The organism is Pseudomonas rubra, assembly GCF_028656935.1.
Classification (GTDB): Bacteria; Pseudomonadota; Gammaproteobacteria; order Pseudomonadales; family Pseudomonadaceae; genus Aquipseudomonas; species Aquipseudomonas rubra.
Map to the genome: position 1 here is coordinate 13,427 of NZ_JAMDGZ010000058.1, position 13,603 is coordinate 27,029.

Consider the following 13,603-nt stretch of genomic DNA (forward strand, 5'->3'; position numbering starts at 1 on the left):
TGGAGGATAGATGCGTAGCCTGGTTTTGCTGCTGGCGCTGATAGCGCTGGGCGGCTGCATGAATGTCAGCGATATGGGCGAGGGTGCCCGTTATCACATGAGCGATGCCGGTCTGCTCGATCACAGCGACACCCGTCGCTCGCTGTCGGTGCGTCTGCAGCCTGATTCATTCATTTACATTGGCCAGGGTGCCTTCGTGCCGCCGGGCAAGGGCCCGTATCCGCGCCCCAACGTAGTAGCTGAAGAAGCCTTCAATGGCTTTATCGAGTATTTTCCCATGGTTCGCCGTGCCCCGGCGCCGCTGGGCCTGGAACAGGCATTGGTCGAGGCCCGCGAAGTGGGCGCACATTACCTGCTGTATACACGCTTTGCCCGCACCGATGATCGTATCGGCAATGGCGATGAGTGGTACGACGAGCAGGCGGTCGACCGTCTGGGTATCGACACCGGTGTGGTGCAGTTGATGCTGATCGAAACCAGCACCCGTTACCTGATCGATACCGCGCGAATCAAAAGCCGTGGCGGTTTGCTGACGTTCCACGACAACAAGCCCGAAGATTTGCTCAGGCCCCCGCTTGAGGATTACGCTCGCAGTCTGTTGGGTATGAGTCGTTAAGGAGAGCGGGATGCAGGACACCGGCAAGGCCAATGATCTGCTGGCGCAGATTCCCAAGGCAGAAAAGGGTCTGCCGCCCGTGCATCTGTGGAGCCCGGATTTTTGCGGCGATATCGATATGCGCATCGCCCGCGACGGTACCTGGTATTACCTGGGCACGCCGATCGGGCGCAAGCCGATGGTACGGTTGTTCTCGACCATCATCCGCCGCGATGGCGACGACTACTTCCTGGTGACGCCGGTGGAGAAGGTCGGCATCAAGGTCGATGACGCGCCTTTTGTCGCGGTCAGTCTTGAAGTACAGGGTGAAGGTGAGCAGCAGTTGCTGCGTTTCACCAGCAACGTCGACGATCAGGTCGAGGCTGGCCCTGAGCATCCGCTGCGCTTTGAAATCGATGCGCACACCCAGGAGCCTTCGCCGTATGTGCACATGCGCAGCAACCTCGAAGCACTGATCCACCGCAATGTCTTCTACCAGTTGGTCGAGCTGGCAGTGCCGCGGCAGATTGACGGCCAGGAGTGGCTGGGTGTCTGGAGTGGCGGGCATTTTTACCCCATCGGCCGGGCTGATTAGCCTCCGCGTTTTTCCCCGAATTGGACCTTTGTAGTCGTGGGGTGCCGGCATAACCTGCAGGCATCCACTGACGCATGAGGTATAGCCAATGAAATCCCGTCTATTGCCGATCAGCACCCTGATCGTCACCAGTCTGTTCGCCATTCCCGGTGCCTGGCCTCATGGTCAGGAGGGCCGGGAAGCGGTCAACATCCTCCAGCAGCAATTGCCGAGCAATGCGCCGGGCAAAAAAGCGGTCATGCTCACCGTCAGCTATGCGCCTGGGCAGAAATCCGTTCCCCATCAGCATCCCGGCGCGGTGATGGCCTATGTGCTCGAAGGTACGGTGATTTCACAGCTCAAGGGCGAGCAACCTGCCACTTACAAGGCCGGGGATTACTGGTACGAGCCGCCGGGCTCGGTGCACCTGATGTCGAGCAACGCCAGCCAGACCCGGCCGGCCAAGCTGCTGGTGTGGAGCCTTGTGGATGAGCAGTTGCCGGTGACCGAGCCGTATCACCAGTAGCGAAACTTTTCTTCGGGCAGAAACGAAAAAACCTCCAGTGCTTAGCGCAACTGGAGGTTTTTCAAATGTTTGGCTCCGCGACCAGGACTCGAACCTGGGACCCAATGATTAACAGTCATTTGCTCTACCGACTGAGCTATCGCGGAATCTGTGGCGTATCTTACTGATTGCTAAGGGGAAGTCAAGCCTCCCCTATGCAATTTGGTAATTAAAGGACTTCGACGATTGCCTTGGTCACCCCATGGATGTTGCTCTGGTTCAGGGTTGCCACGCAGATGCGACCGGTATCCAGGGCATAGATGCCGAACTCGTTTTTCAGCCGCGCCACTTGCTCGACGCTCAGGCCCGAGTAGGAGAACATGCCGCGCTGACGACCGACGAAGCTGAAGTCACGCTTGGCGCCGTACTCGGCCAGCAGTTCGACCATCTGCTTGCGCATGCCATGGATACGCTGGCGCATTTCGCCCAGCTCGTCTTCCCACATCTTGCGCAGTTCCGGGCTGTTGAGCACGGTGGCGACAATGGTGGCGCCGTGGGTTGGCGGGTTGGAGTAGTTGGTACGGATCACGCGCTTGACCTGGGACAGCACGCGCGCGCTTTCTTCCTTCGACTCGGTGACGATGGACAGGGCGCCGACGCGCTCGCCGTACAACGAGAAGGATTTGGAGAACGAGCTGGAAACGAAGAAGTTCAGGCCCGACTCGGCGAACAGGCGCACGGCGAACGCGTCTTCATAGATGCCGTCGCCAAAGCCCTGGTAGGCCATGTCGAGGAACGGCACGTGGCCCTTGGCCTTGACCACTTCAAGCACGTTTTTCCAGTCGTCCAGGCTCAGGTCGACGCCAGTCGGGTTGTGGCAGCAAGCGTGCAGGACGATGATCGAGCCGGCCGGCAGGGCATTGAGGTCTTCGAGCATGCCGCTACGGTTGACGTCATTGCTGGCGGCATCATAGTAGCGGTAGTTCTGCACCGGGAAGCCGGCGGTTTCGAACAGTGCGCGGTGGTTCTCCCAGCTCGGGTCGCTGATGGCGACCACGGCGTTCGGCGACAGCTGCTTGAGGAAGTCGGCACCGATTTTCAGGGCGCCGGTACCACCGACAGCCTGGGTGGTGATCACGCGACCGGCACTCAGCAGCGGCGATTCGGCACCGAACAGCAGTTTCTGCACGGCCTGGTCGTAAGCGACGATACCGTCGATCGGCAGGTAACCGCGGGAAGCGTGCTGGGCAGCGCGCTGGGTTTCGGCTTCGATCACTGCGCGCAGCAGTGGGATACGCCCTTCTTCGTTGCAGTAAACACCTACACCCAGGTTGACTTTGTTGCTACGGGTATCGGCGTTGAAAGCTTCGTTGAGGCCCAGAATGGGGTCGCGTGGTGCCAGCTCGACAGCGGAAAACAGGCTCATTTTTACCTTGGCTCTGAATGGAGAGTGGAAGAGGTCGCACGCTCCAATCAAATGCACTAGAGCGGTGCACAAACGGGGAGTCAGTATAGTGATACCCATCGGTCACGGCGACAGTCTGTCGCAGCTTTTCCTGCAGTTTCGTGGAATATTTTTCGACCGTTAGTCGAATTGGCCGGTCCATGGTCAGAAATGCCTACAACACTGCGTTGAAACTGGCGTTACCAGGCCTTAATTCGGTATAACTACTGTCTATAGATACAGTTGCCTGCGTCGGTGATGTAAACGTCGCGATCACACAGAGGTTTGTCATGTCCGAGTTCCAGCTCGTCACCCGTTTCCAGCCGGCCGGCGACCAGCCCGAGGCCATTCGCCTGATGGTCGAAGGAATCGAGGCGGGCCTTGCACACCAGACGCTGCTCGGGGTGACGGGTTCGGGCAAGACCTTCAGCATCGCCAACGTCATCGCCCAGGTGCAGCGCCCGACCCTGGTGCTGGCGCCAAACAAGACCCTGGCGGCGCAGTTGTATGGCGAGTTCAAGGCGTTCTTTCCGAACAACGCCGTTGAATATTTCGTTTCCTATTACGACTACTACCAGCCTGAAGCCTACGTGCCGTCCTCCGATACCTTCATCGAGAAGGACTCCTCGATCAACGACCATATCGAGCAGATGCGCCTGTCGGCGACCAAGGCGCTGCTGGAGCGGCGCGATGCGATCATCGTCACCACCGTGTCGTGCATCTATGGCCTGGGCAGCCCGGAAACCTACCTGAAGATGGTCCTGCACGTGGACCGCGGCGACAAGCTCGACCAACGCGCATTGCTGCGCCGTCTGGCCGACCTGCAGTACACCCGCAACGAAATGGATTTTGCCCGCGCCACCTTCCGCGTGCGCGGTGATGTGATCGATGTCTTTCCGGCTGAATCGGACCTGGAAGCCATCCGCATCGAGCTGTTCGACGACGAGGTGGAAAACATCGCCGCCTTCGACCCGCTGACCGGTGAGGTTATCCGCAAGCTGCCGCGTTTCACCTTCTATCCCAAGAGCCACTACGTGACCCCGCGCGAGACCCTGCTCGAGGCAGTGGACGGCATCAAGGAAGAACTGGCCCAGCGTCTTGAATACCTGCACAAGGCCAACAAGCTGGTCGAGGCCCAGCGCCTGGAGCAGCGTACCCGTTTCGACCTGGAGATGATCCTTGAACTGGGCTACTGCAACGGTATCGAAAACTACTCGCGCTACCTCTCCGGACGTCCGGCCGGGGCGCCGCCACCGACCCTCTACGATTACTTGCCGGATGATGCCCTGCTGGTGATCGATGAGTCCCACGTCAGCGTTCCGCAGGTCGGCGCGATGTACAAGGGCGACCGTTCACGTAAGGAAACCCTGGTCGAGTATGGCTTTCGCCTGCCTTCGGCGCTGGACAACCGGCCGATGCGCTTTGACGAGTGGGAGCACGTCAGTCCGCAGACCATCTTTGTCTCGGCGACCCCGGGCAACTACGAGGCCGAGCATGCCGGTCGGGTGGTCGAGCAGGTGGTACGGCCGACCGGCCTGGTTGACCCGCAGGTCGAAGTGCGCCCGGCCACTACCCAGGTCGATGACCTGCTGTCGGAGATCCGCAAGCGCGTGGCCGTGGAGGAGCGCGTGCTGGTCACCACCCTGACCAAGCGCATGGCCGAGGACCTCACCGACTACCTGGCCGACCACGACGTGCGCGTGCGCTACCTGCACTCGGACATCGACACTGTGGAGCGGGTCGAGATCATCCGCGACCTGCGCCTGGGGACGTTCGATGTGCTGGTGGGGATCAACCTGCTGCGTGAAGGCCTGGACATGCCCGAGGTGTCGCTGGTGGCGATTCTGGATGCCGACAAGGAAGGTTTCCTGCGCTCGGAGCGTTCACTGATCCAGACCATCGGCCGGGCCGCACGTAACCTCAACGGCCGGGCAATTCTGTATGCCGACCGGGTGACCGGTTCGATGGAGCGGGCCATCGGTGAGACCGAACGGCGTCGTGACAAGCAGATCGCCTTCAACGCCGCGAATGGCATCGTGCCCAAGGGCGTGGTCAAGGACATCACCGACATCATGGAGGGGGCCAACGTGCCCGGCTCGCGCAGCAAGAAGCGCAAGGGTATGGCCAAGGCTGCGGAAGAGAGCGCCCGTTACGAGGCCGAGCTGCGCTCGCCAGGCGAGATTGCCAAGCGCATCAAGCAACTGGAAGAGAAGATGTACCAGCTGGCGCGAGACCTGGAGTTCGAGGCGGCGGCGCAACTGCGCGACGAGATTACCGCGTTGCGCGAGCGGATGATTACTGCCTGAGGGCCCCATCGCTGGCAAGCCAGCTCCCACATGGTTGGGTGTACGCAGGACCTTGTGGGAGCTGGCTTGCCAGCGATGGCCTGCAAAGCAGGCCCAAAACGGGTCAGTGCGCTTCCCCAGCCTTCAACCCCTGCGGCAATTTGCGCGTCATCACCACCGCCACCATGCTGATCGCCAAACCGATGCCGACAAAATGGAAGGCGTCGTTATAGGCCATGATCATCGCCTGCTGGTGGGTGATCTCACTTAGTTTGCCCAGTGCTGCGGTATCGCTGCCCAGGCGTTCTGCCAGCTGCGCCAGGCGCTCGGCGACCTGTGGATTGTTCGGCACGATCGATTCGCGCAGGTAATCGAAGTACACCTTGGCCCGTGCATCGAGCAGGGTCGCCAGCAAGGCTATGCCAATGGCGCCCCCCAGGTTGCGCAGGATGTTGAACAAGCTCGACGCCGAGCCGGCATCCTGTGGCTGGATGTACGCGGTGGCAATCAGCGAGATGGTCACCATGATCATCGGTTGGCCAAGGGCGCGGATGATCTGGATGTGGTTGAACTGCTCGCCGGCAAAGTCCGGGTTGAGTACCCCGGAGCCGAAACTGGCCAGGCCGAACAGGCCGAAACCCAGGGTGCAGAGAATCTTCGGCGAAATCACCTTCATCAACTGCGGCACCAGCGGAATCAGGAACAGCTGCGGAACCCCCATCCACATGATCACTTCACCGATCTGCAAGGCGTTGTAGTTCTGGATCTGCGCCAGGTACAAGGGCAGCAGGTAGATCGAGCCGTAGAGCCCCACGCCCATTCCCAGGCTGGCGATGCTCGACAGGCCGAAGTTGCGGTTGCCGAGAATGCGCAGGTTGATCAGCGGGTTGGGTTTGGAAAACTGCACAATCACAAAGGTGATCAGGCTGAACAGGGCGATGCTGCCCAGGGTGACGATCAGGCTCGATTCCAGCCAGTCCTTGCGATGCCCCTCTTCGAGGAACACCTGCAAGCAGCCAAGGCCGACGCCGAGGGTAAGGATGCCAGCATAGTCGGTGCTTTTAAGCAGCTCCCAGTGCGCTTCTTTCTTCTCCAGGCCATACAGTAAACCGCCGATCATGATCAGCCCCGGCGGGATGTTTATGTAGAAGATGTACTCCCAGCCCCAGTTTTCGGTCAGCCAGCCGCCCAGGGTCGGGCCGATCGACGGGGCGAAGGTGGCGGTCATGGCGAACATCGCCATGCCCTTGGCGCGGTGGTGTTCGGGTAGCTTGATCAGGGTCAGGGTGAAGGCCAGGGGGATCAGTGCGCCGCCGGTGAAGCCCTGCAGGGCGCGGAAGATGATCATGCTCTCCAGGTTCCAGGCCATCGAACACAGCAGCGATGAGGCCAGAAAGCCCAATGACACCCACACCGCCAGACGCCGCGCCGACAGCAGCTGCACCAGCCAGGCGGTGAGGGGGATCATGATGATCTCGGCCACCAGGTAGGAGGTGGAGATCCACGAGCCTTCCTCCAGGGTCGCCGACAGGGCGCCCTGAATGTCCTTGAGCGAAGAGTTGGTGATCTGGATGTCCAGCACCGCCATAAACGCGCCGAGCATCACGCTCATGACGGCGATCCAGTCGCGCCGGCTGGGTTCGCCAACGGGGCGGATCAGTGAATCACCGGCCATGGTCGGCGTTGTCGCGGATGTCGACGGTGACGGTCACTGACATGCCCGGACGGATCTTGCCGTGCAGCGGGTTGTCGGTGGCGAAAGTCAGTTTCACCGGAATGCGCTGCACCACCTTGGTGAAGTTGCCAGTAGCGTTGTCGGGTGGCAACAGGCTGAACTGCGCGCCGGAAGCGGCGAACAGGCTGTCGACCCGGGCCTGGATCGGCGTGTCCGGGTAACTGTCGAACCGCAGCTCGGCGCTTTGCCCGGGCTGCATGTGACCAATCTGGGTCTCCTTGAAGTTGGCCTGAATCCAGATGTCTTGATCGGGAACGATCGACAGTAGATAGGCGCCGGCCTGCACCACCTGGCCGTTGCGCGCGGCGCGCTGGCCGATGATGCCGCTGATCGGGGCGTGGATCTCGCTGCGGGTCAGGTTCAGTTCGGCCTGGGCCAGGTCGGCGCGGGCGTTGACGATTTGCGCGTCCAGGCGCTTGATTTCCGCGCTCAGGGCGTTGACCTGCTGGCGCTGGCCCTGCAGGTCGGCCTGGGCCTTGCTGACCTGGGAGCGGGCCACGTGGTTTTCGGCCGACAGCGTGGTCACGCGTTCTTCCGAGACAAAACCCGGCTTGCGCAGTGCCTCGGCACGGTTGAGGTCCAGTTGCGCGCGGCCGAGGGTGGCCTGATTGGCAGCGACCTGGGCTTGCCCGGCGGCAATCAGGCTGGCTTGCTGGGTCAGCCGGCTTTCGGCCTGCAGACGCTCGGCTTCGCGGGTGTCGAGGGCGGCGCGGGCGCGTTCCACAGCCAGGCGAAAATCCTCAGGCTCCAGGCGCACCAGCAGGTCGCCCTTGGCCACGTGCTGATTGTCCTGCACCAGCACTTGGTCGATGCGCGCACTCAGCTGGCTGGAAACCCGGGTGATTTCACCCTGCACGTAGGCATTGTCGGTGCTTTCATAGAAGCGCCCCTTGAAGTACCAATGGGCAAGAGAGGCGAGGGCAATGACTACAACCAGGGTGAGGAAAATCAGCAGGCGACGCTTGAGTTGGGCAGGCATGGGGGTAATCGTTAAAAAAGTGTAAGCAAATTTAACCGCGTTTGAATTCGCTGCCACAAGTGCCGATCGTGCCCATTGCTGGAGCCCGGTGCCCGCTCCCTGTTAACATCCAACCTTTGTTTCATCTCTAGTTCGAGACTGTCCATGACCACCGTTCGCACGCGTATCGCGCCTTCGCCTACTGGCGATCCCCACGTCGGCACCGCTTACATCGCCTTGTTCAACTACTGCTTTGCCAAGCAGCATGGCGGCGAGTTCATCCTGCGTATCGAAGATACCGACCAGTTGCGCTCGACCCGCGAGTCGGAACAGCAGATTTTCGACGCCCTGCGCTGGCTCGGTATCGAGTGGAGCGAAGGTCCGGACGTCGGCGGCCCGCACGGCCCGTACCGGCAGAGCGAGCGGGGCGACATCTACAAGCAGTACGCCCAGCAGTTGGTTGACCTGGGCCACGCCTTCCCGTGCTTCTGCACCGCCGAAGAGCTGGACCAGATGCGTGCCGAACAGATGGCCCGCGGCGAAACCCCGCGGTACGACGGTCGCGCCCTGCTGCTGTCGGCAGAAGAAGTGCAGCGCCGCCTGGCTGCTGGCGAGCCGCACGTGATCCGCATGAAAGTGCCGACCGAAGGCGTCTGCGTGGTTCCGGACATGCTCCGTGGCGACGTCGAGATCCCGTGGGACCGCATGGACATGCAGGTGCTGATGAAGACCGACGGCCTGCCGACCTACTTCCTGGCCAACGTCGTCGATGACCACCTGATGGGCATCACCCACGTGCTGCGCGGCGAAGAGTGGCTGCCGTCGGCGCCCAAGCTGATCAAGCTGTACGAGTACTTCGGTTGGGAACAACCGACCCTGTGCTACATGCCGCTGCTGCGTAATCCGGACAAGAGCAAGCTGTCCAAGCGCAAGAACCCGACCTCGGTGACCTTCTACGAGCGCATGGGCTTCATGCCTGAAGCCATGCTCAACTACCTGGGGCGCATGGGCTGGTCGATGCCGGATGAGCGCGAGAAGTTCTCCCTGGCCGAGATGGTCGAACATTTCGACCTGTCGCGGGTTTCCCTTGGCGGGCCGATTTTCGACATCGAGAAGCTGTCGTGGCTCAACGGCCAGTGGCTGCGCGAACTGCCGGTGGAAGAGTTCGCCGCCCGCCTGCACAAGTGGGCGTTCAACAGCGACTACATGATGCAGATTGCGCCGCACGTGCAGGGCAGGGTAGAGACCTTCAGTCAGGTCGTGCCACTGGGTGGCTTCTTCTTTGAAGGTGCCCTCAAGCTCGATGCCAAGCTGTTTGAAAGCAAGAAATTGTCGGCCGACCAGGTGCGCCAGGTCATCCAGTTGATCCTGTGGAAGCTCGAAAGCCTGCGCCAGTGGGAAAAAGACCGTATCACCGGGTGCATCCAGGCGGTAGTCGAGGCCCTGGAACTGAAGCTGCGTGATGCCATGCCGCTGATGTTTGCCGCGATCACTGGCCAGGCCAGCTCGGTCTCGGTGCTCGATGCCATGGAAATCCTTGGCCCGGACCTGACCCGTTACCGCCTGCGCCAGGCCCTGGACCTGCTCGGTGGTGTGTCGAAGAAAGAAAACAAAGAGTGGGAAAAGTTGTTGGGCTCCATCGCCTGATTGCCAACAAGCCCGCTCCTGCAGAACCGGTAGGAGTGGGCTTGCCCCGCGAAGAGGCCCGTAAACCCCTGTAAAACCGGGGTGTTTCACCCGGTCGGGCGGTAAGTGTTTGTTATCTCGGAAATTTTTTTTGAATTTTGTTGAAAATATATTTGACAGGTTCGCCATCCGATCTTAATATGCGCCCCGTCCACAGCGATGAACGAAAACGAAACGCGAAGCACCCAGCCAAGCGATTCAGTTCAGAGCGACATTGTGGGGCTATAGCTCAGCTGGGAGAGCGCCTGCATGGCATGCAGGAGGTCAGCGGTTCGATCCCGCTTAGCTCCACCAAATTCCGATTCGTAGTCAGCTAGACTGACTGCGAAATCAACCGGGTTCCAGCGACCGGGTTGGTAAGGTAAGAAGGTTCGTCCCCTTCGTCTAGTGGCCTAGGACACCGCCCTTTCACGGCGGTAACAGGGGTTCGAGTCCCCTAGGGGACGCCAGTTTTACACAAGCAACGTCGAAAGAGGTTGCTGGGCCGCGAGGCTAGAAATCTGGGGCTATAGCTCAGCTGGGAGAGCGCCTGCATGGCATGCAGGAGGTCAGCGGTTCGATCCCGCTTAGCTCCACCAATTTTGCCAGGATTCGTGAAAACGGATCTGCACGAAGGTTACAAGTCCCCTTCGTCTAGTGGCCTAGGACACCGCCCTTTCACGGCGGTAACAGGGGTTCGAGTCCCCTAGGGGACGCCATTTTACCCACTTTGTGGGATTCGAGGCTCATTCGATTATTGAATGAGCCTTTTGTTTTTGCCTCGAAAAAACTTCCCCCCGAAACTTTTCCACTGACGCGACAAGCGGCAGCAATTTCTGCTTGCAGAAAAATATTATGAGAATAATATTCTAACCATAATATTTTGGAGGCGAGCATGAACGACAAAAAGGCCAAGACCCGCGAACGGATTCTCGATGCCGCCTGCAGCGCGCTGATCCAGCACGGGCCGGCCGAGCCCAGCGTCAATCAGATGATGGGCGCTGCCGGCCTGACGGTCGGAGGGTTTTACGCGCATTTCGACAGCAAGGACGCGCTGATGCTCGAAGCCTTTCGCCAGTTGCTAGGCGAGCGTCGGGCGTTGCTCGCTGAAGTTGACCCGAGCATGAGCGGTGAGGCGCGGCGCGCCCTGGTTGCCGCCTTTTATCTGTCCCGTAAACACCGGGACGCCACCGAGCGTGCATGCCCGCTGCCGACCTCCCTGGGCGAGATAGCGCGTCTGCCGGAGGCTTTTCGAGCGGTACTGGCCGAGCACATCGAATTGATGATGGCCAATCTCGCCGACAGCCCTGAAGAGGCCGACAAGGTCCTGGCCGACATGGCCCTGATGATCGGTGGCCTGGCCTTGGCCCGTGCCCTGGGCACGGATGAATTGTCTGACCGCATTCTGCGTGCCGCCAAGTCGGCGGTTGTCTGAACCACGCGCTATCCACCGGAGTGAAGCGATGAATACCTTGAGCTGGATTCGTAGCGTTAACGGCACCCTCGGGCATCTGGCGCCAGAACATATCGCACGCAAGATGCGCCGGGCCTTCATGACCCCGCGCAACCGGCCACCGCGGGACTGGGAATTGCCGCTGCTGGCCCGTGCAGAGCGCATTACCTTGCGCTTCGGGCTCTCGGCACTGCGCTGGGGCCAGGGCCCGACTGTACTGCTGATGCACGGCTGGGAAGGGCGCCCGACCCAGTTTGCCCACCTGATCGACAGCCTGGTCGACGCCGGTTACACCGCAGTGGCCCTGGAAGGCCCGGCTCACGGCCACTCGCCGGGCAACGAAGCCAATGTGGTGCTGTTCGCTCGCGCCTTGCTGGAAGCCGCCGCAGAGCTGCCGCCACTCAAGGCCGTAGTTGGCCACTCCATGGGCGGTGCCAGCATGCTCCTGGCCCTGCAGTGGGGCTTGCGTGCCGACGTGGCGGTAAGCATCGCCGCGCCGGCTCAGTTGCTGGGTGTCATTCGCGGGTTTGCCCGCCATCTGGGCATGCCGGCCCGGGCGCGGGCAGCGTTCATCCGTCAGATCGAGCGTGATGTCGGCGTGCAGATTTCCCGCCTTGATGTCAGTGGCTACCAACTGGAGCTGCCTGGCTTGATCGTGCATGCCGAGGACGATCAACTGGTACCAGTCGATGAGTCCGATGCCATCCACCGTGCCTGGTTCGACAGCCGCCTGCTGCGCCTGCCTGACGGCGGCCACTTGCGTGTACTGGCCGACCCGCAACTGCGCGAAGGGGTGCTGGCACTGCTGCAGCGCAGCAGCTCACCGGCGCGGCAATCGGCCTGAGCATCCGGTACACTCTGCCCGTTCACCACGGATCTGGAGCGGGCATGAGTTGGGATCTGGCAACACCGTTCATCATCGACCTGCGGGTCGCTGCCGACGACATCGACGGTCTCGGCCACGCCAACAATGCGGTCTACGTCACCTGGCTTGAGCGCTGCGCCTGGCGCCACTCCCAGCGCCTGGGGCTGGACCTGGTCGAGTACCGGCGCCTGGACCGGGCCATGGCCGTGGTCCGGCACGAAATCGACTATCTCGCTGCGGCCTATGAAGACGATGAGTTGCAACTGGCAACCTGGATCGTCGACTGGGACCAACGGCTGAAAATGACCCGGCGTTTCCAACTGGTACGGCCGAGCGACGGCACCACCTTGCTGCGCGCGCAAACCACCTTCGTCTGCATCGAGTTATCCACCGGGCGGCCCAAGCGCATGCCGGCGGAGTTCATTGAGGGTTATGGGCCGGCGCTGATGGCCGGGGCGCTGTAGGCCGCGGATTTTGCTAGACTGCCGGCCTTTTTCAGCCGAGATGCAACCCATGCAAATTGCCCTGGCCCCGATGGAGGGGCTGGTCGACGACATTCTTCGCGACGTTCTGACCCAGGTCGGCGGTATCGACTGGTGTGTCACCGAATTCATTCGGGTCTGCGACCGCTTGTTGCCGGCAGCCACCTTCGAAAAGCTCGCACCGGAGCTGAGCCAGGGCGCCCAGACGGCGGCCGGGGTGCCGTTGCGTGTGCAGTTGCTGGGCTCTGACCCGGTGTGCCTGGCCGAGAATGCGGTGCTGGCCTGTGAGCTGGGTGCGCCGGTGATCGATCTCAACTTCGGCTGCCCGGCCAAGACCGTGAACAAGTCGCGGGGCGGGGCGGTGCTGCTCAAGGAGCCGGAGCTGCTGCACGCGATCTTGCGTGAAGTGCGCCGCGCGGTGCCTGCGCATATCCCGGTGACGGCCAAGATGCGCCTGGGTTTCGACAGCCCTGATGGCGCCCTGGACTGCGCCCGCGCCCTGGCCGAAGGTGGCGCCGAGCAGTTGGTGGTGCACGCGCGGACCAAGGTCGACGGCTACAAGCCACCCGCCCATTGGGAATGGGTGGCGCGGGTGCAGGAGGTGGTCAAGGTACCGGTGTATGCCAACGGCGAGGTCTGGACCCTGGAGGACTGGCGGCGTTGCCGCGAAGTCAGCGGTGTTGAAGACATCATGCTGGGGCGTGGCCTGGTTTCGCGTCCGGACCTTGCCCGGCAGATCGCCGCTGAACGTGATGGTGTCGAGTTCGTGCCGATGGACTGGCAGAGCTTGTTGCCGTTGATCCAGGATTTCTGGGGCCAGGCTCGGGCGCAGATGACCCCGCGCCAGGCGCCAGGGCGCTTGAAGCAATGGGTGGCGATGCTGACCCGCACCTACCCTGAAGCGGTGGCGCTGTTTACCGAGTTACGCCGGGAAACCGACTGTGACCGGGTCGGGCAGTTGATCGGTGTACCGGTCAGTGAGGCGGCCTGAAAAAATTTTTGCAGGGTTGCTTGAAAAGCAGGCGAGGGTCCTTATCTAGGG

The 13,603-nt window shown here is 61.4% G+C and carries 12 protein-coding genes and 5 tRNA genes; 13 read left to right on the forward strand and 4 right to left on the reverse strand.

Going from position 1 to position 13,603, the window contains the following annotated elements:
• The first annotated feature begins 10 nt into the window (after window positions 1-10).
• The 3 genes from M5G17_RS23335 (at window position 11) to M5G17_RS23345 (ending at window position 1,695) form a co-directional block, all read left to right on the forward strand.
• Entirely contained in the window at window positions 11-616 is a 606-nt protein-coding gene (locus tag M5G17_RS23335) for a DUF4823 domain-containing protein (RefSeq protein WP_273895253.1), read from the forward strand.
• 10 nt (window positions 617-626) lie between these two features.
• Window positions 627-1,190: a DUF1285 domain-containing protein gene (locus M5G17_RS23340; RefSeq protein ID WP_273895254.1), complete on the forward strand. Its 564-nt coding sequence runs from the start codon at window positions 627-629 to the stop codon at window positions 1,188-1,190.
• Between the two features lie 88 nt (window positions 1,191-1,278).
• Entirely contained in the window at window positions 1,279-1,695 is a 417-nt protein-coding gene (locus tag M5G17_RS23345; protein ID WP_273895255.1) for a cupin domain-containing protein, read from the forward strand.
• Between the two features lie 70 nt (window positions 1,696-1,765).
• Here the strand turns inward: M5G17_RS23345 and M5G17_RS23350 are convergent.
• Together M5G17_RS23350 and M5G17_RS23355 are read right to left on the reverse strand one after the other, a co-directional pair.
• A tRNA-Asn gene (locus tag M5G17_RS23350) sits at window positions 1,766-1,841 on the reverse strand.
• 62 nt (window positions 1,842-1,903) lie between these two features.
• Window positions 1,904-3,100, reverse strand: a complete 1,197-nt coding sequence (locus M5G17_RS23355; RefSeq protein WP_273895256.1) for an amino acid aminotransferase — start codon at window positions 3,098-3,100, stop codon at window positions 1,904-1,906.
• A 308-nt stretch (window positions 3,101-3,408) separates the two neighbouring features.
• Between M5G17_RS23355 and uvrB the strand changes: the two genes are divergently transcribed.
• Window positions 3,409-5,424, forward strand: coding sequence for an excinuclease ABC subunit UvrB (uvrB, locus tag M5G17_RS23360; RefSeq protein ID WP_130265640.1), 2,016 nt, complete (start codon window positions 3,409-3,411; stop codon window positions 5,422-5,424).
• A 103-nt stretch (window positions 5,425-5,527) separates the two neighbouring features.
• Here the strand turns inward: uvrB and M5G17_RS23365 are convergent, their stop codons facing one another.
• A complete protein-coding gene (locus M5G17_RS23365; protein ID WP_273895257.1) occupies window positions 5,528-7,078 on the reverse strand; it encodes an MDR family MFS transporter in 1,551 nt (516 codons plus the stop codon).
• A complete protein-coding gene (locus M5G17_RS23370) occupies window positions 7,068-8,117 on the reverse strand; it encodes an HlyD family secretion protein (RefSeq protein WP_273895260.1) in 1,050 nt (349 codons plus the stop codon). Before M5G17_RS23370 ends, M5G17_RS23365 begins: the two co-directional genes overlap by 11 nt.
• A 144-nt stretch (window positions 8,118-8,261) precedes the next feature.
• On the opposite strand from M5G17_RS23370, the gene gltX reads away from it, so the two are divergent.
• The 9 genes from gltX to M5G17_RS23415 all read left to right on the forward strand — a co-directional run bounded on the left by gltX (window position 8,262) and on the right by M5G17_RS23415 (window position 13,552).
• Window positions 8,262-9,743: a glutamate--tRNA ligase gene (gene gltX / locus M5G17_RS23375; RefSeq protein ID WP_273895261.1), complete on the forward strand. Its 1,482-nt coding sequence runs from the start codon at window positions 8,262-8,264 to the stop codon at window positions 9,741-9,743.
• Between the two features lie 257 nt (window positions 9,744-10,000).
• Window positions 10,001-10,076, forward strand: a tRNA-Ala gene (locus M5G17_RS23380).
• A 79-nt stretch (window positions 10,077-10,155) separates the two neighbouring features.
• Window positions 10,156-10,231: transfer RNA gene (locus tag M5G17_RS23385), tRNA-Glu, on the forward strand.
• Window positions 10,232-10,284: 53 nt separating this feature from the next.
• Window positions 10,285-10,360: transfer RNA gene (locus M5G17_RS23390), tRNA-Ala, on the forward strand.
• Between the two features lie 44 nt (window positions 10,361-10,404).
• Window positions 10,405-10,480 (forward strand) — tRNA-Glu (locus M5G17_RS23395).
• 176 nt (window positions 10,481-10,656) lie between these two features.
• A complete protein-coding gene (locus M5G17_RS23400; protein ID WP_273895262.1) occupies window positions 10,657-11,196 on the forward strand; it encodes a TetR/AcrR family transcriptional regulator in 540 nt (179 codons plus the stop codon).
• A gap of 28 nt (window positions 11,197-11,224) precedes the next feature.
• Window positions 11,225-12,058, forward strand: a complete 834-nt coding sequence (locus M5G17_RS23405; RefSeq protein WP_273895264.1) for an alpha/beta fold hydrolase — start codon at window positions 11,225-11,227, stop codon at window positions 12,056-12,058.
• Window positions 12,059-12,102: 44 nt separating this feature from the next.
• The gene (locus M5G17_RS23410; RefSeq protein WP_273895265.1) at window positions 12,103-12,543 is read left to right on the forward strand and encodes an acyl-CoA thioesterase; all 441 of its coding nucleotides are present in this window, start codon (window positions 12,103-12,105) and stop codon (window positions 12,541-12,543) included.
• 49 nt (window positions 12,544-12,592) lie between these two features.
• Window positions 12,593-13,552, forward strand: coding sequence for a tRNA dihydrouridine synthase (locus M5G17_RS23415; protein ID WP_273895266.1), 960 nt, complete (start codon window positions 12,593-12,595; stop codon window positions 13,550-13,552).
• Window positions 13,553-13,603 lie beyond the last annotated feature (51 nt).